This is a genomic window from Sphingomonas sp. PvP055 (assembly GCF_040546365.1).
Lineage (GTDB): Bacteria > Pseudomonadota > Alphaproteobacteria > Sphingomonadales > Sphingomonadaceae > Sphingomonas > Sphingomonas echinoides_A.
In genome coordinates, this window is record NZ_JBEPNS010000001.1 from 1609078 (window position 1) to 1625520 (window position 16443).

Genomic DNA, 16443 nt, shown 5'->3' on the forward strand with positions numbered 1-16443 from the left:
CGGCTTATCGTCGCGCCCATGCCGGAAACGGTGACAATGCGGGGTGGACGATGGCGACAAATTTGGTGCGCGGCAGGACGGCGGACGTTCCGCCCGACGCGGTACCGCAGCCGAGCCGCCGCGATATCCAATTGATCATTACCGCCTCGTCGCTCGGTACGATCTTTGAGTGGTATGACTTCTTCATCTACGGGACGCTCGCGGCTTCCGGGGTGATCGGGCGGACGTTCTTCCCCGCGCAAAGCGAACTGCTGCAGACGCTCTATGCCTGGGCCGGGTTCGCGGTGGGTTTCGGCTTCCGACCGCTCGGAGCAATTCTGTTCGGATTTCTCGGCGATCGCCTCGGACGGAAATATACGTTCCTCGTCACGATCTCGATGATGGACCTCGCCACAGCGGCAGTCGGGCTGGTGCCATCGGCAGCGGTGATCGGGCTCGCGGCGCCTTTTATCGTCCTCAGCTTGCGTATCCTGCAGGGGCTCGCGCTTGGCGGTGAATATGGCGGTGCCGCGATTTATGTCGCGGAGCATTCGCCTCCCGGCAAGAGCGGATATTATACCAGTTTCATTCAGGCGAGCGTTGCAGGCGGTTTCATTCTCAGCCTCGTGGTCGTGCTGGTCACCCGCGGTCTGTTGGGATCGGCAGCCTGGACCGCATGGGGCTGGCGCATCCCCTTCGTCTTTTCCTTGGTGTTGCTGGCCGTGTCGCTGTTCATGCGGCTGAAGCTGGCCGAAAGCCCGGTGTTCCAGCAAATGAAAGCAGCGGGCACCACCGCCCGCAATCCGTTCGTCGAGAGCTTCACGTTCCCGGGAAACCTGAAGAGGCTGGCAGTTGCGTTGTTTGGGATCGCGGCGGGGCTCACGGTGATCTGGTATACCGCGATGTTTACCGTCCTGTCTTTTCTGGAAGGGCCCGATGCGCGTGGACGAAACCACCGCGCAGTTGATCGTCGGGGCAGGCGCGCTGGGCGGGTTAGGTTTCTTCGTTCTATTCGGGCGTTTGTCGGATCGGTATGGCCGCAAGAACCCGATTATCATCGGCTATTTCCTGACGCTTGCGCTGCTGTTCCCAGTGTTCTGGGTCATCGGCAGCGCAGCCAATCCACGGCTTGCCGAGGCCGCCCGGCACGCTCCAGTCGTCGTCTCGGGTCCGTCCTGCGCCTATAATCCGTTCGCCGCGAAGCAGGCGGATGCCTGCGGGCAATTGCTGGATACGTTGTCCCGCAAGGGAGTGCCGTACCAGAAGGCGCATACCCCGGTGACGCTCGTCATCATCGGCGGTACCCCGGTGACCGACCGAAGCAGTGCAGGGCTCGACGCGGCGCTGGTCGCGGCTGGATATAATCTCGATCCGGTCGTGCCCGGACCGGGCAGCATCGCGCTGATCCTCGCGGCGATTCTCGTGCTCAGCGCGCTGTCGGGAATCACCTACGGTCCAGTCGCGGCGCTGCTGACGGAGATGTTCCCGCCGCGGATCCGCTACAGTTCGATGTCGATCCCGTATCATGTCGGCACCGGCTATTTCGGGGGCTTCCTGCCGTTTATCAGCCAGTTCATCGTCGCCCGAACCGGCAATCCCTACGCCGGCTTGTGGTACACGTTCGCGGTGGTGGCGATGGCGTTGGTCGTCACAACGCTCTGGCTGGAGGACGTACGCCCCGCCCGGTCGAACGCAGGCTAGCCGAACGCCATTCGGGCCGCTACTCGCGGTCGCATGAATGCGCCGCTCCGTCTTTCGCTCGATACTGCTGCTCTCGTCGCCAACTGGCAGGCGCTCGATCGCCTGAGTGGCAGCGCGGCGTGTGGCGCGGCGGTCAAGGCGGACGGCTATGGTTTGGGCGCGCGCGGCGTCGTCGAGCGGTTGATTCAGGCTGGCGCACGGGACTTCTTCGTGGCGAGCTGGAACGAAGCCGCCGCCATCGCCAATCTGGTCGGGGAGGCGCCGATCGGGTTGAGCGTGCTGCACGGCGTGCGTGCCGAGGACATGGCGCTTGGAGGGCAGGGGTTTGCCAGGCCGGTCCTCAATACGATCGAACAGGTCCAGCGATGGCGTGCTGCGGGCGGCGGAGCGTGCGACGTCATGGTCGATACCGGGATGAACCGGTTGGGCGTCTCGCCGCAGGATGTAGCGGATGGGCTATTGCAAGGCCTCACGATCGACACGCTGATGAGCCACCTGGCCTGTGCGGATGAAGATCGCGCAGCCAATGCGCAGCAACGCAGCCGGATGGATGCGCTGCGCGGGGTCACCCAGGCACGGCGGATGAGTCTCGCCAATTCGGCGGGTATCGCGTTGGGGCCGGACTATGCGTACGACCTCACGCGTCCCGGCCTGGCCTTGTATGGCGGCGTACCGCGCGGGGAACTGGCGCCGGTGTTGCAGCAAGTCGTGACGCCGCAGGCGCAGATCCTGCAACGCCGCGTGCTCGCTGCGGGGGATTCGATCGGCTATAACGCGCGTTACACCGCCACGGCGCCGGTCGAGGTTGCGATCCTCAATATCGGGTACGCCGACGGATATTGGCGCGGTTTCACCAACGCGGGTCGGGCGCGTTCGGGGGATGCGGTCCTGCCGGTGCTTGGGCGCGTATCGATGGATTTGACCGCGATTTCGGTCGATGCGCTGCCTACGCTAGCGGAAGGTGACTGGGTGACGCTCGACTTCGCCTTGCCCGAAGCGTCCGCGCTATCGGGGATGTCGCAATATGAGTTGCTGACCGGGCTCGGATCCCGGTTCGACCGGATTTGGATGTAACGGATCGCCAAAACGGTTCGGTTCTGACGAAAACGCCCCGGAACCTTGAGAACGGTCCGGGGCGTAGCCGTATTACTGGTCCCGCGTCCGGACGGGGCGCGGGCCCCGTCCTGTCCGTCCCGTTACCGTTCGATGCACATGGCGATCCCCATGCCACCGCCGATGCAAAGCGTGGCCAAGCCCTTGTGGGCATCCCGCTTCGCCATCTCGTACAGCAGCGTCGTCAGCACGCGGGCGCCCGATGCGCCGATCGGATGGCCGATCGCGATTGCGCCGCCGTTGACGTTGACACGCTCCGCGTCCCAGCCGAGTTCCTTGCCGACTGACAGCGCCTGCGCGGCAAACGCCTCGTTCGCTTCGATCAGGTCGAGATCGCCGATCGTCCAGCCGGCCTTCTCAAGCGCGCGGCGCGATGCCGGAACGGGGCCGATGCCCATCACCGACGGATCCACCCCCGCCGACGCCCAGCTCGCGATCCGCCCCAGAATCGGCGACCCGCGGCGCTCGGCTTCGGCGCGGGTCATCAGCACCAGCGCAGCAGCGCCGTCATTGAGCCCTGACGCGTTCGCTGCCGTGACCGTGCCGTCCTTCTTAAACGCCGGGCGGACGCCCGAAACGCTGTCGAGCGTTGCGCCAGCGCGGATGTACTCGTCATCCGACACGATCGTGTCGCCCTTGCGTCCCTTGATCGTCACGGGGGCGATCTCGTCGCGAAAGCGGCCGGCCGCGCGCGCTGCTTCGGCGAGGTTCTGCGAGCGGACCGAGAACTCGTCCTGCGCGCCACGTGTGATCTGATATTGCTCGGCGAGGTTTTCCGCGGTGATCCCCATGTGATAGCCGTTGAAGACGTCGGTCAGGCCGTCCTTGACCATTGTGTCGATCAAGCTGAGGTCACCCATCTTCTGCCCGCCGCGAATCGACTGGGCGTGCGCACTCATCGACATCGATTCCTGGCCACCGGCGACCACGATCGTGGCGTCGCCGCACGCGATCGCCTGCGCCGCCAGCGCAACCGTACGAAGGCCGGATCCGCAAACCTGATTGACCCCCCAGGCCGGGACTTCCTTCGGGATGCCCGCCGCCATCGATGCCTGGCGTGCCGGGTTCTGTCCCTGCGCCGCAGTCAGCACCTGCCCGAGGATCACTTCCGATACGTCTTCGCCCGCGACACCCGCCTGTGCCAGCGCGGCTTCGATCGCGATGCGGCCAAGCTCATGCGCCGGGGTGGTGGCGAACGCGCCGAGGAAGCTGCCCACGGGGGTGCGCTTGGCGGCGGTAATGACGATGTCCTGCATGGCGGGCTCCTGGTTCGAAAACGTCGCTAAGGAAACGGCGGGCGACAAAAGAGAAGATCTATCTAGGTTCCGGCAACGCGTTTAGCCAGTCCGACAATGGCTTCCACAATTGCGTTTGCGCATTGCTGCCGACAATCATGCCGACGTGGCCGGCCCCGAGATCGCGGCGATCGGCTAGGTTGGCGGCGGTTGCGGCGGGCACGATGCGGTCATTGCGCGAGACGAGGTCAATTGCGGGGCAATCAAGCGCGGTCGGGGAGATGTTCCGACCCGAAAGGGACCAGGCGCCCGTTCCCGGGCAATCCCGTGCAATGAAGTCTTCGAACAGTTGTTTCCCCGCCGCGAAGGGTAGGGGCGCGCCCGCATTGGCCCAATCTTCCATCGCGACGAACAGGTGGAACGCCGCCGAGCCGGGCTCGACCCGCGCGAAATCTTCGTACTTTGAAATCGTCCGCGCGGGGTCGAGCCGCCAGAACCCGCTTTGCAAGACTTCCATCGGAACCAGCCCGATCCGTTCGCAAAAAGGTCGCGCGCTGTTCCACAACTGCGCGATGTCGGTGCGCGCCGCCGCGCCCAAACCTGTGAACCGCCATGGCGCCGCGACCATCGCAAGGCCGGCCACTTTCGTCAGCGTAGCTGCAGCAAGCGCCATGGTTCCGCCGAGGCAATAGCCGACGAGCACCGGCGGTTGGGAAAATTTGGCGATCAGGGGAAGCAGGATCCGTTCGACATGCGCATCGATATCGAGCGTCTTGTCAGGACGCGGGGTTCCCCAGTCGAGCAGGAACGGCCGGTGCCCCTGCGCTGCAAGCCACCGCAGCAGCGAACGGTCGGGAAGGAGATCGAGAACGTGCGGCGGGTTGATCAGCGATGGCACGACCAAAACGGGACGCCCCGTCGCACCACGGTGCGCATAGTCACGGACTCGCGCCGTGCCCTTGCGGAACCGGGCGGGCGCAGGCTTGCGGCCCCCCCCTCTGGGCGCCTGCTGATAGGCCCGGAGTCCGGCGAGTGCTGCGGCGCGGCGTTCCGGCGACGATGCGGTCTCGGCGTGTAACATATCGAGAAATAAGGGAAGTGGTCGCGGCCCAACCGGGATTTCCACCGGTTCCCCGTGTTGCAGCGCGGCAATAAAAGGTGGTAGGGTCGCCGAGACCATAAGGCGGGGAGCCCTTCTCAATGAAGAAGACCATTCCGGGCGACGGCCCGGTGACGATCAAGAAATATGCAAACCGCCGCCTCTATAATACCGAGACGTCGTCTTACATAACATTGGAACACCTTGCTGCGATGACGCGCGAGGGGCGTGATTTCAAGGTGATTGATGCCAAGTCCGAGGAGGACATCACGCACAACATCCTGACGCAGATCATCATGGAAGAGGAGCAGCGTGGGCAGACGATGCTTCCGGTGCCGTTCCTGCGACAGCTCATCTCCATGTATGGCGACTCGATGCAGGCAATGGTCCCGGGCTATCTCGAAGCATCGATGGACAGCTTCCGCCGCAACCAGCAGCAGTTCAAGTCCGCGGTCGAGGGTGCGTTCGCGAATTCTCCATTCGCGGAACTTGCGAAGCAGAACATGGCGATGTTCGAAGCCGCGACCGCCGCGTTCAAACCGGGTACGGTTCCAGGAACGCCGGGGGAAGCCGCTGCGACGCCTGCGGCCGGATTGAGCAAGGACGAAGAGATCGCTGCGCTCAAGGCCGAGCTAGGTCGTCTCAACGACAAGGTAGAGAAGCTCGGAAGCTGACGGACGGCGAAGATGTGGTGGGGCGGAGCGGCAATTGCGGTTGGCGTGGCGGTGCTCGCGGGGGTGGCTGACTGGCGGCGCACTCGGCGCGAGGACCTCGACCGCTTCGGCCTCGTCGATTGGCGTACTGTCCAGATGGCCGCGCTGGTCGGCGCAGCATTGTGCGTGATCGTTGCGCAGCACGGATGATGCTGGGGAAGCGTTGAAGTCCTATTCGCCCGGTCAGCGCTTGACGGAAATTTTCGTCCCCAGCAGTACCAGCCGTTCTCCGGTGATCCCGAACCAGTGCGGTACGCCTGCGGGAATGAGCACGACATCTCCGGTCTTCAACGCCCGCGTCGTGCCGCCGACAATGCGCGACCCCTCGGTCAGATCGGGTTTGGTTGCGCTCGGCTGCTCGAGCGTGCCGCCTGAAATCAGCGTGCCGTTCCCCGCAATGACGGTCGTATATTCCGCCTGATCTGGGTGGACTGCCGGGCGCCCGGGTTTCTTCCAGATCTCCAGCGCCGCAATGGTGTCGCCGTCTTTCAGCAGAGGCTTCCAGGCAAAGCCTTGGCCTGGCTTCATGTCGCGGTCCATCGCCGCGACTTGGGACGCGACATCGGCGGGGGAGGCAAAGCCGGTCGGGTCTGCGGGCGCCGCATTGGCCATGCTGCACAGCGCAAAGGCCGCAAGGATAACGCCGCGTCCACCGTCATGCCGCGTCAGAGCCATCTCGATCCTCCCTCAGACGTGGTGACGTCACGCACTGCAAGCGTCACCTTCGATCGCGATCATGCCGACATGGCCTGATCAGCGCCAGCGATAAGGTTTCTCGAGGCTCGGAAAGACGGCGCGGCATGGATGGCGAGTACTGCACAGCGTCGTACCAGTGCCAAGGCTTTGCACTAGTCCTGTATCGTCTGGGCGGGTGGGAAGCATGCTATCAAGATGTGACCAGAGAAAAATCGGCCTGGCTGTTGCGATCTGGAAGAAAGGAATCATGTCATCGGCTTGTATCCGTGACATGAGGTCAATGCCTTGTTAACGTATAGTATCGTGACGAAAAGTTGCGTGTTGGCGGGCATGGGGGAAACTATGAAAATCGGAATATATCTGGCTGCTATAGCTGCGATTTTCGTAAATATTGGCGCAGACGATGCGCAGGCTGCCGTGATTGATCTCGAGACTGTCGATACCACCCACGCCCCGCTTGGAGGGCTCATCGCGGACGGCGATTATGTGACACAGGGCGGGTACTATTTCCGGGGCCTCGACCTGAACCGCACATCCGGGTCGCTGGTGGGCGCGCTCATCAACGGAGCAGACCCTGGCACGTGCCTTAGTGACCAATGCCCAGCGGGTAACGCTACAAAGTATATTGCCGCACTGAACGATGGTATCGTCGAATTTGGCAAAGTGGACGGGAGCAACACCAGCCTGTTGAGCTTCGACGCGGCGTTTTTGGCATCGCCCGACGCCACTCCGATGAACGTGCCGGGCCTGTTGGGAATTCAAACGAATTTCGCGGACGGTAGCTTTTCGAGCGCTTATTACAATTTCGGTGCCATTGGTGCGGGCGGGACGACTGCGTTCCACACGTATCAGGTTGCCAGTGCGCCTGCTGCGATCAGTTATTTCGCTTATGCCTTCCGCTGCGATGCTACGGGGGCGTGCTCGGCGTTCCAGACCAACGAAGGCCAGTTTGCGCTCGATAACCTCCGCTTTGCCGATGCGTCAGTCGGAACAGTCCCGGAATCTGGTACATGGGCAATGATGCTGGTCGGCTTCGGCATGGTCGGTTTCGCAGTGCGCCGTCGGAGCATCAAGCCCCTGGTTTCTTTCTCGTAGGGCCTGGTTCCACCCACTAATCGTATTGCGGAGCGCAGGGTAAGCCGCTGAGAGGTCCGCGCGGGCGTCGATCAACGTGTCGCAAGACGGTGTTGGGGTTTGATCGATTTTCGCGCGCGGAACGACATCGGGTGGCTACAGGCATGCCTCGAGATAGGCTTGGTCGAACCCGAAGGTCCGCGCTTTTTCGAGCGTGTAGGGGCGCAAGCCCATCGAGCGATATTCGCCGATGATCTTACCATCGGCCGATTCGTCGAGATACTCGAACTTGAACAGCTCCTGGGTGACGATCACGGGGCCTTCCATGCCGATCACCTCGGTCACGTTCGTCACGCGGCGCGAGCCGTCGCGCAGACGCTTCACCTGGATGATCATCTCGACCGAGTCCGCGATCTGGCGGCTGATCGCTTCCTTGGGCACCTTGATGTCCGACATCATCACCATATTTTCCATACGCGCGAGCGCCTCGCGCGGGGAGTTGGCGTGGAGCGTGCACATCGAGCCGTCGTGGCCGGTGTTCATTGCCGCGAGCATGTCGAAGCACTCGCTGCCACGGATTTCGCCGAGGATGATGCGATCGGGGCGCATACGCAGCGCGTTCTTGACGAGATCCCGAATGCTGATCTCACCCTGGCCCTCGAGGTTGGCGGGGCGGGTTTCGAGTGGAAGCCAGTGCGGCTGTTGCAACCGGAGTTCGGCCGCGTCCTCGATCGTCAGCACGCGTTCGCCAGGGTCGATCAGCTTGGACAGCGCGTTGAGCATCGTCGTCTTGCCCGAGCCTGTACCGCCCGAAATGACCACGTTGAACCGGCACGCGCCCGCAATCTTCAGCGCAGTCGCCATTTTGGGGGACATCGACCCGAACCCCGCCATCATGTCGAGCGTGATCGGCTTGGCGGAGAACTTACGAATCGAGATCGCGGTGCCGCGCAACGACAGCGGGGGTACGATGACGTTGACGCGCGAACCGTCCTTGAGGCGAGCGTCGGCGAGTGGCGTGGTCTGGTCGACGCGACGGCCGACGGAGTTGCAGATGCGCTGTGCGATCTGGAACAGATGCTCCTCGTCGCGGAACTGGATCTGGGCGAGCTCAAGCTTGCCCTTGCGCTCGACATAGGTCTGGTCGGGACCGTTGACCATGATGTCGGTGATGTTCGGGTCGGCGAGCAATTCCTCGAGCGGCCCGAGCCCGAGCAATTCGTCGACCAGCACCTTCTCGAGCGCGAACTGCTCGCGGCGGTTGAGCGTCAGCTTCAGTTCGGCGAGCACTTCGCCGATGATCGGACGAAATTCCTCGGCGAGTTCGTCCTTGTTCAGCGTTGCCGCGGCTTCGGGATCGACTCGCTCCAGCAGGCGCGGCAGCACCTGCTCCTTGATCTTGTGGATCGAGCTTTCGAAGCCTTCGACCTTGGAGTTCCCCGCTTCGCCAGACGACGCCTGACGGTCAGCCAGCCGCTGCATCGCGTCCTGCTGGAGGGGAGGGACGGTATTGAAAGGATCGAGTTCGCCGGGGAAAGGGGGAATGGGGAGCGGCGGGAATTGATCACCGCCAGGCTCCGTTTCCGTCTGTCGTGGGGCTGGGCTACCCTGCATCGGGCGCGCAACACCGAATGCGGGGCGGGCACCCGCGCCTGCGATGCCTGGTCGCCGTCCGAATGCGCTCATGCCGTTGTCTTTCCCATGATGCGATCAGGGTTAAGAGCGAACGGTTGATATTTGCCTAACTACGTCTGTCAGGCAGGGCTAGATCAGGCGACGCGTTCCGCCAGAACGGTCAGGCCACGGGCACTTACTTCGGCGAAACCGCCTTCGATCGTGATCGTCTCGGGAACGCTGTCGGGCGTGCGATACACCGACAGGGCACCGTCACGGATCGTCGACATCACGGGCGCATGGCCTTCGAGCACACCGAAGTCACCCTCGGTGCCGGGGACGACGACCATATGGACCGCTTCCGAGCGGACCAGCTTTTCCGGCGTGACGAGTTCGAAGTGCAGCATCGTTCTTCTCTCTTAGCCCCTCCCCTTCAGGGGAGGGGTTGGGGGCGGAGGGTGTCTCACCGAGCATCAGCACTGCTGAACTGCCCCACCCCAACCCCTCCCCCGAGGGGGAGGGGCTTTGATAAATCAGGCTTCCTTGGCGAGCTTCTCGGCCTTGGCGACGACTTCGTCGATGCCGCCGACCATGTAGAAAGCACTCTCGGGCAGGTGATCGTAGTCGCCGTCGACGACCGCCTTGAACGAGCGGACCGTGTCTTCGACCTGAACGAACTTGCCGCTGATGCCGGTGAAGACCTCTGCGACGTGGAACGGCTGGCTGAGGAACTTCTGGATCTTGCGCGCGCGCGACACGGTCGACTTATCTTCTTCCGACAGCTCGTCCATACCCAGAATCGCGATGATGTCCTGGAGCGACTTGTAACGCTGCAGCGTCTCCTGGACGCGGCGGGCGGTGTCGTAATGCTCCTGGCCGACGATTGCCGGGGTCAGCACGCGGCTGGTCGAGTCGAGCGGATCCACTGCCGGGTAGATGCCCAGCTCCGAAATCGCACGGTTGAGGTTGGTCGTCGCGTCCAAATGGGCGAACGAGGTTGCCGGCGCCGGATCGGTAAGATCGTCTGCGGGAACGTAGATCGCCTGCACCGAGGTGATCGAGCCCTTGTTGGTCGACGTGATGCGCTCCTGCAGCGCGCCCATGTCGGTCGACAGCGTCGGCTGATAGCCCACTGCCGACGGAATACGACCGAGCAGTGCGGACACTTCCGAACCCGCCTGGGTAAAGCGGAAGATGTTGTCGACGAAGAACAGCACGTCCTGGCCTTCGACGTCGCGGAAATATTCGGCGATCGTCAGGCCCGAGAGCGCGACGCGGGCGCGTGCGCCCGGCGGCTCGTTCATCTGGCCGAACACGAGAGCGACCTTCGATCCCTGCGGGGTCGGGTTGCCGTCGGCATCCTTGGCGATGACGCCTGCGTCGAGGAACTCGTGATACAGATCGTTACCCTCACGGGTACGCTCGCCGACGCCCGCGAACACCGAGGTGCCGCCATGGCCCTTGGCAATGTTGTTGATCAGTTCCTGAATAAGCACGGTCTTGCCGACGCCGGCGCCGCCGAACAGGCCGATCTTGCCGCCCTTTGCGTACGGCGCGAGCAGATCGATGACCTTGATGCCGGTCACTAGAATCGCGCTCTCGGTCGACTGGTCGACGAAGAGCGGCGCGGGTGCGTGGATCGGCATCGTCTCGGTGTGGCCGACCGGGCCGCGCTCGTCGATCGGCTCGCCGATGACGTTGAGAATGCGACCGAGCGTCTGCGGGCCGACGGGAACGCGGATCTGCGAGCCGGTGTCGGTGACTTCCTGGCCGCGGGTGAGACCTTCGGTCGAGTCCATCGCGATCGTGCGGACGGTGTTCTCACCAAGATGCTGCGCGACTTCGAGCACGAGGCGGTTGCCGTTGTTCGACGTCTCGAGCGCATTGAGAATCGCGGGGAGGCGATCCTGCTCGAACGTCACGTCGACGACGGCGCCGATGACCTGGCTGATGCGGCCGACGCTGTTGGTGGTAGCCTTGGGAGGCGTGGTCATTTCGGGGGCGGTTGCCATGGTTCTTTCCTCGTATCGACTGCTTAGAGCGCTTCGGCGCCCGAGATGATTTCGACCAGCTCGGTCGTGATCGCGGCCTGACGTGCGCGGTTGTACTGGATGCTGAGACGCTTGATCATGTCGCCCGCGTTGCGGGTCGCATTGTCCATCGCGGTCATGCGCGAACCCTGCTCCGATGCCGCATTCTCGAGCAGCGCGCGGAAGATCTGGATCGCGACGTTGCGCGGGAGCAGATCGGCGAGGATCGTTTCCTCGTCGGGCTCATATTCGACCGCGGCACCACCGTCCGAAACCGGAGCGGCATTGGTGTCGATCGCGACGGGGATGATCTGGTTGCCGACCGGGGTCTGCACCAGCGCCGACTGGAACTTGGCGTAGAACAGATGCGCGATGTCGAACTCGCCCGCTTCGAAGCGCGCGATGACGTCATCGGCGATCGCGCGTGCATCCGTGAACGACACCGTCTTGATGTGGCTCATTTCATGATCGGCAGCGATCTGCGTCGGGAAGAAGCGGCGGATAACCCGGCCCTTCTTGCCTGCGACGTAGAACTTCACGGTCTTGCCCGCGGCTTCGAGTTCCTCGGCCTTGCGGCGCGCGGCGCGGACGATGTTCGAGTTGAACGCACCCGCGAGGCCACGCTCGCTGGTCGCGATGATCAGCAGATGGACCTGGTCCCTGCCGGTGCCCGCGAGCAGCTTCGGGCTCGACTCGCTGACCGAGACCTTCGACGCGAGGCTCGCCATCACCTGCTCGAGCCGCTCGGCATAGGGGCGACCGGCGACGGCCGCTTCCTGCGCGCGACGCAGCTTGGCAGCGGCGACCATCTTCATCGCCTTGGTGATCTTCTGCGTCGACTTCACCGAGCCGATGCGGATCTTGAGGGCTTTCAAGGATGCCATTTAGTTCGTCACCATTCCCAACCTGCCGTCATGCTGAACTCGTTTCAGCATCCACTCCTCCGCTTGCGCGCCCTGGGGCCGTTTCGCGGTGGACCCTGAAACAAGTTCAGGGTGACGGCGGAGGGTGTCCGCCGTCAGCTTCCCTTTACGCAAACGTCTTCGAAAACGCACCCAGCGCGGTCTTCAGCGCTTCGGTCGTCTCCTTGGACAGGTCGCGCTTGTCGCGAATGTCCTTGAGGAGATCGGCGTGATCGCTGCGCATCGTCGACAGCATCGCCTGCTCGTAGCGGACGACGGCGTTGACCGGGACCGTATCGAGGAAGCCGTTGGTGCCCGCGAAGATCGACACGGTCTGCTCTTCGAACGGCATCGGCTGGAACTGCGCCTGCTTGAGCAGCTCGGTCAGACGCGCACCGCGGTTGAGCAGGCGCTGCGTCGACGCATCGAGATCCGAACCGAACTGCGCGAACGCTGCCATTTCGCGATACTGCGCGAGCTCGAGCTTGATCGAACCCGACACCTTCTTCATCGCCTTGGTCTGCGCAGCGGAGCCGACGCGCGACACCGACAGGCCGACGTTGATGGCGGGACGGACGCCCGCGAAGAACAGGTCGGTCTCGAGGAAGATCTGGCCGTCGGTGATCGAAATCACGTTGGTCGGGATGTAGGCCGACACGTCGCCTGCCTGCGTCTCGATGATCGGGAGTGCGGTCAGCGAGCCGCCGCCTTCCTTGTCGTTCATCTTCGCCGCACGCTCGAGCAGACGCGAGTGAAGATAGAAGACATCGCCCGGATAGGCTTCGCGGCCCGGCGGGCGGCGCAGCAGCAGCGACATCTGACGGTACGCAACGGCCTGCTTCGAAAGATCGTCATAAACGATGACCGCATGCATGCCGTTGTCGCGGAAATACTCGCCCATCGCGCAACCGGTGTAGGGCGCGAGGAACTGGAGCGGGGCAGGGTCGGACGCGGTCGCCGCGATGACGATCGAGTAATCCATCGCGCCCTGCTCGGTCAGCGTGCGGACGAGCTGTGCAACGGTCGAACGCTTCTGGCCGACCGCGACGTAGATGCAATAGAGCTTCTTCGACTCGTCGTCGCCCTGGTGCGCCGCCTTCTGGTTGATGAAGGTGTCGATCGCGACCGCCGACTTGCCGGTCTGGCGATCGCCGATGATCAACTCGCGCTGGCCACGGCCGACGGGAACGAGCGCATCGATCGCCTTGAGCCCGGTCTGGACCGGCTCGCTGACCGACTGGCGCGGGATGATGCCCGGTGCCTTGACCTCGACGCGGCTGCGCTGGTCCGAAACGATCGGGCCCTTGCCGTCGATCGGGTTGCCGAGGCCGTCGACGACGCGCCCGAGCAGGCCCTTGCCGACGGGAACGTCGACGATCGTGCCGGTCCGCTTGACGACGTCGCCTTCCTTGATCTGGCTGTCCGAGCCGAAGATCACGACGCCGACATTGTCGGCCTCGAGGTTGAGCGCCATGCCCTGCACGCCGTTCGAGAACTCGACCATTTCGCCCGCCTGGACGTTGTCGAGCCCGTGGATGCGCGCGATGCCGTCACCGACGCTGAGCACCTGGCCGGTTTCCGAGACCTGCGCCTCGGTGCCGAACGATGCGATCTGGTCCTTGATGACCTTCGAGATTTCTGCGGCGCGGATATCCATTACGACTTCAGCCTTTCATCGCGTGCGCGAGGGTGTTGAGACGGGTGCGGATCGACGAATCGATCATCTGCGAGCCAATCTTCACGACCAGCCCTCCCAAAAGTGCGGGGTCGACCGACAGGTCGACCGAAACGTCGGTGCCGATGCGGGTGCGCAGCTGCTGCTTGAGCGCGTCGACCTGATCGTCCGAAAGCGGATGCGCCGACGTGACCTCTGCGGTCGTCTCGCCGCGGTGGCGTGCTGCCAGATCGCGGAACGCGCGGATGATGGCGGGCAATTGCGCAAGGCGACGGTTGTCGGCGAGGACGCCGAGGAACTTGTTCGTCGTGTCGTCGACGTCGATCATCTCCGCGGCTGCAGCGACTGCCTTGGCAGCGGCAGCGCGCGAGATCACCGGGTTGGCGACCAGCGCTGCGAACTCGTCTGACTGGGCCAGTGCTTCACGCACACGACCAAGACTCGCCTCGACCGCGTCGATGCTACGAGTGTCTCGGGCAAGCTCGAACAATGCGGTGGCATAACGTCCGCTTAAGCTTGCTTGAATACCGCCGGATGTCTCCACGCGATTGGGATCCTCTTGGACGTCATTAGGTGGCCCCACGGGGAATGAAGGCGACGAAACGCGCCTCCAGATGGGTTGCCGGTTCGCTAGCATCGGGTCGCCGGGGATGCAAGCCGTGCGCTGAAATGTGTCCGAAACGGTACGATGCCGTTCCGAGTTTCATCTAACTGTAATATTCCGTTAACGATCTGTCAGCGCTTGAGTGCGCAATAGCGGCGGCATGACCAGCGCATCATCCTTGCCGTTGACCCGCCACCTGCGCCAGCAATGGCGACGTTTGCTCATCCAATGGGGGGAGGGGGAACGCAACATCCGCGCGCAACTGCGGCGTGTCGTCGGGGTCTTGCTCGCGCTGCAAGTGCTGTTTGCCGTCACTCTCTTTGGTACCACGCTGGCCACCAGCCATCGCGTCTCGGTCCTGGTGCAGGATCGACTGTATCCCATCGGCGAATTGCAGTCCGTCACGGCGGGCTACACTACGGCTTTGCTGACGGCGAACAAAGTCCGTAGCGGCAATATGAGCGCGGTCGGCGCCATCGAATTGATTAAGCAAACTCGCAGTCAGATCGACACGAATTGGCACGCTTTCGCGCGACACAAGCGCGATCCCCGCCGCGACGCGGCCGTTGCGGAGGTTGCCAGCGCCCGGGGCGATGCCGATGCGGCGCTCGACAAACTGCTGCTTCTGTTGCGGTCAGGCCGTGTCGATCAGCTCGATTTCTTCCTCAGCGGCGCCCTATATGCTGCGATCGATCCTCTCACGGGGGCGAGCGCAACATTGATCGCGGCGTTGCGGGACGATGCGCTGCAGGAGCGTACTGCGTTGGATCAGGGCTTTCGCACCGTGTACCTGTTCATGTCTATTATCACCTTGGGTGCGATCGGCGTTTCGTGGTGGGGGATGCGGATGGTGTCGCGGCGGGTCGAACGACCGCTCGCTGAGATTGCTGCGGTGACGCGTGATATCACGCTCGACCGCGCCGACGTTGTCATTCCAGCGCTCGACCGGACGGACGAGATCGGGGCAATAGCGCGCGCGCTCGCGTTCGCACGAGACCGGTCGATCGCGGCCCGCAAGTCGGGCGAGGAAGCGCGACGCACCGCGGACGCTCTGAACGACCGGGAACGGCGAGACGTTGCCGCTCGGTCCCGGAGGACCACGCATCTGGAAGCGTTGTTTCAGGCGTTCGAACAGGAGGCGCGGGGATCGGTCCAGACGCTAGCCTCGGCAGGACCGGCCTTGCGTCAGATGGCCGCTGCATTGGCGGACGAAGCGGGGGCCACGCAGCAGCAGGCGCTGGCGACCGCGGCGCTGACCGAGCAAAGCGCGGGCAGCGCTCGGTCGATCGCGCATTCGGCCTCGGCGCTGGCAGGGGCGATCGAGCAGATCAGCCGCGAAGCGAACGAATCGCGGACGAGCGCCGCGACCGCGCGTACTCGGACACTCGAGGGACGCGAACATGCGGAGTCCCTTGGCACTTTGGTTGGCGAGATCTCGCTCGTGCTCGACATGATCGCAGCCGTGGCGGGGCAGACAAACCTGCTTGCGCTCAACGCCACGATCGAGGCGGCGCGCGCGGGGGACGCCGGGCGCGGGTTCGCGGTCGTTGCCGACGAGGTGAAGAGCCTAGCGCGTCAGACGCAACTCGCGGCGGGTCGGATCGATGGCAATCTAAGAGCGGTACGGGTCGCGAGCGACACCGTTCTGGCGACGATCGAATCGGTCGACGGGTTGGTGGCAGACCTCGGCCGCTCCTCCGCAAATGTTGCCCGCGCCGTAGACGAGCAGCGCGGAATGACGGAGGCGATCGTAAGCGCCATTGCGGAAGTCGAGGATGGCACCGCTGACGCCGCCGCGAACATGCAAACGCTGCGCGACCGCGCCGAACGGTCGCGCCACAGCGCCGACGCAGTGACTCGCACTGCGGCGGATGTTGCCGGCGGGGTGGAGGCCTTGCGGGGCCAGATCAACGGACTGATCGCCGACGTGCGCGCTGCGTAAACCGCGGGAAAAGGTTTAGCGTGGCGTCGTCGACGCGCTATGGACACCGCCTTGTAAAGGAGTTGC

Annotated in this window: 14 protein-coding genes and 1 pseudogene; 6 read left to right on the forward strand and 9 right to left on the reverse strand. The window is 63.7% G+C overall.

From position 1 onward, the window contains the following. The first annotated feature begins 50 nt into the window (after window positions 1–50). Window positions 51–1680: pseudogene (locus ABIC16_RS07805) on the forward strand (MFS transporter). A gap of 33 nt (window positions 1681–1713) precedes the next feature. After that, window positions 1714–2754, forward strand: a complete 1041-nt coding sequence (locus ABIC16_RS07810) for an alanine racemase (RefSeq protein ID WP_354290659.1) — start codon at window positions 1714–1716, stop codon at window positions 2752–2754. Window positions 2755–2876: 122 nt separating this feature from the next. Here the strand turns inward: ABIC16_RS07810 and ABIC16_RS07815 are convergent, their stop codons facing one another. Further along, the gene (locus ABIC16_RS07815) at window positions 2877–4049 is read right to left on the reverse strand and encodes an acetyl-CoA C-acetyltransferase (RefSeq protein ID WP_354290660.1); all 1173 of its coding nucleotides are present in this window, start codon (window positions 4047–4049) and stop codon (window positions 2877–2879) included. A gap of 58 nt (window positions 4050–4107) precedes the next feature. Beyond that, window positions 4108–5208, reverse strand: a complete 1101-nt coding sequence (locus ABIC16_RS07820) for an alpha/beta fold hydrolase (protein WP_502958292.1) — start codon at window positions 5206–5208, stop codon at window positions 4108–4110. A gap of 20 nt (window positions 5209–5228) precedes the next feature. On the opposite strand from ABIC16_RS07820, the gene phaR reads away from it, so the two are divergent. Continuing rightward, window positions 5229–5801 (forward strand): polyhydroxyalkanoate synthesis repressor PhaR, encoded by a 573-nt coding sequence (gene phaR / locus ABIC16_RS07825; protein WP_277969608.1) that lies wholly within the window; start codon window positions 5229–5231, stop codon window positions 5799–5801. Window positions 5802–5813: 12 nt separating this feature from the next. Next, a complete protein-coding gene (locus tag ABIC16_RS07830) occupies window positions 5814–5990 on the forward strand; it encodes a hypothetical protein (protein ID WP_277969607.1) in 177 nt (58 codons plus the stop codon). A 33-nt stretch (window positions 5991–6023) separates the two neighbouring features. Here the strand turns inward: ABIC16_RS07830 and ABIC16_RS07835 are convergent, their stop codons facing one another. Next, complete coding sequence (locus tag ABIC16_RS07835; RefSeq protein WP_354290662.1) at window positions 6024–6515, reverse strand: cupin domain-containing protein; 492 nt, start codon at window positions 6513–6515, stop codon at window positions 6024–6026. A gap of 363 nt (window positions 6516–6878) precedes the next feature. On the opposite strand from ABIC16_RS07835, the gene ABIC16_RS07840 reads away from it, so the two are divergent. Beyond that, window positions 6879–7631 (forward strand): NF038120 family PEP-CTERM protein, encoded by a 753-nt coding sequence (locus ABIC16_RS07840; protein ID WP_354290663.1) that lies wholly within the window; start codon window positions 6879–6881, stop codon window positions 7629–7631. A gap of 135 nt (window positions 7632–7766) precedes the next feature. Here the strand turns inward: ABIC16_RS07840 and ABIC16_RS07845 are convergent, their stop codons facing one another. The 6 genes from ABIC16_RS07845 to ABIC16_RS07870 form a co-directional block, all read right to left on the reverse strand. Continuing rightward, window positions 7767–9296, reverse strand: coding sequence for a TadA family conjugal transfer-associated ATPase (locus ABIC16_RS07845; protein WP_277969604.1), 1530 nt, complete (start codon window positions 9294–9296; stop codon window positions 7767–7769). Window positions 9297–9379: 83 nt separating this feature from the next. After that, complete coding sequence (locus ABIC16_RS07850; RefSeq protein ID WP_354290664.1) at window positions 9380–9631, reverse strand: ATP synthase F1 subunit epsilon; 252 nt, start codon at window positions 9629–9631, stop codon at window positions 9380–9382. A 126-nt stretch (window positions 9632–9757) separates the two neighbouring features. Beyond that, a complete protein-coding gene (gene atpD / locus ABIC16_RS07855) occupies window positions 9758–11218 on the reverse strand; it encodes a F0F1 ATP synthase subunit beta (RefSeq protein WP_277969682.1) in 1461 nt (486 codons plus the stop codon). Between the two features lie 41 nt (window positions 11219–11259). Further along, window positions 11260–12138 (reverse strand): F0F1 ATP synthase subunit gamma, encoded by an 879-nt coding sequence (locus tag ABIC16_RS07860; RefSeq protein WP_354290665.1) that lies wholly within the window; start codon window positions 12136–12138, stop codon window positions 11260–11262. A gap of 145 nt (window positions 12139–12283) precedes the next feature. Continuing rightward, window positions 12284–13813 (reverse strand): F0F1 ATP synthase subunit alpha, encoded by a 1530-nt coding sequence (gene atpA, locus ABIC16_RS07865; protein WP_277969601.1) that lies wholly within the window; start codon window positions 13811–13813, stop codon window positions 12284–12286. A gap of 7 nt (window positions 13814–13820) precedes the next feature. Further along, entirely contained in the window at window positions 13821–14375 is a 555-nt protein-coding gene (locus ABIC16_RS07870; protein ID WP_277969600.1) for a F0F1 ATP synthase subunit delta, read from the reverse strand. 220 nt (window positions 14376–14595) lie between these two features. On the opposite strand from ABIC16_RS07870, the gene ABIC16_RS07875 reads away from it, so the two are divergent. Then, entirely contained in the window at window positions 14596–16377 is a 1782-nt protein-coding gene (locus ABIC16_RS07875; RefSeq protein ID WP_354290666.1) for a methyl-accepting chemotaxis protein, read from the forward strand. The last annotated feature ends 66 nt before the right edge of the window (window positions 16378–16443 follow it).

Coding starts and splice junctions, on each gene's coding strand:
- ABIC16_RS07810 (WP_354290659.1), top strand. CDS start 1,714: ATGAATGCGCCGCTCCGTCTTTCGCTCGATACTGCTGCTCTCGTCGCC.
- ABIC16_RS07815 (WP_354290660.1), bottom strand. CDS start 4,049: ATGCAGGACATCGTCATTACCGCCGCCAAGCGCACCCCCGTGGGCAGC.
- ABIC16_RS07820 (WP_502958292.1), bottom strand. CDS start 5,208: ATGGTCTCGGCGACCCTACCACCTTTTATTGCCGCGCTGCAACACGGG.
- phaR (WP_277969608.1), top strand. CDS start 5,229: ATGAAGAAGACCATTCCGGGCGACGGCCCGGTGACGATCAAGAAATAT.
- ABIC16_RS07830 (WP_277969607.1), top strand. CDS start 5,814: ATGTGGTGGGGCGGAGCGGCAATTGCGGTTGGCGTGGCGGTGCTCGCG.
- ABIC16_RS07835 (WP_354290662.1), bottom strand. CDS start 6,515: ATGGCTCTGACGCGGCATGACGGTGGACGCGGCGTTATCCTTGCGGCC.
- ABIC16_RS07840 (WP_354290663.1), top strand. CDS start 6,879: ATGAAAATCGGAATATATCTGGCTGCTATAGCTGCGATTTTCGTAAAT.
- ABIC16_RS07845 (WP_277969604.1), bottom strand. CDS start 9,296: ATGAGCGCATTCGGACGGCGACCAGGCATCGCAGGCGCGGGTGCCCGC.
- ABIC16_RS07850 (WP_354290664.1), bottom strand. CDS start 9,631: ATGCTGCACTTCGAACTCGTCACGCCGGAAAAGCTGGTCCGCTCGGAA.
- atpD (WP_277969682.1), bottom strand. CDS start 11,218: ATGACCACGCCTCCCAAGGCTACCACCAACAGCGTCGGCCGCATCAGC.
- ABIC16_RS07860 (WP_354290665.1), bottom strand. CDS start 12,138: ATGGCATCCTTGAAAGCCCTCAAGATCCGCATCGGCTCGGTGAAGTCG.
- atpA (WP_277969601.1), bottom strand. CDS start 13,813: ATGGATATCCGCGCCGCAGAAATCTCGAAGGTCATCAAGGACCAGATC.
- ABIC16_RS07875 (WP_354290666.1), top strand. CDS start 14,596: ATGACCAGCGCATCATCCTTGCCGTTGACCCGCCACCTGCGCCAGCAA.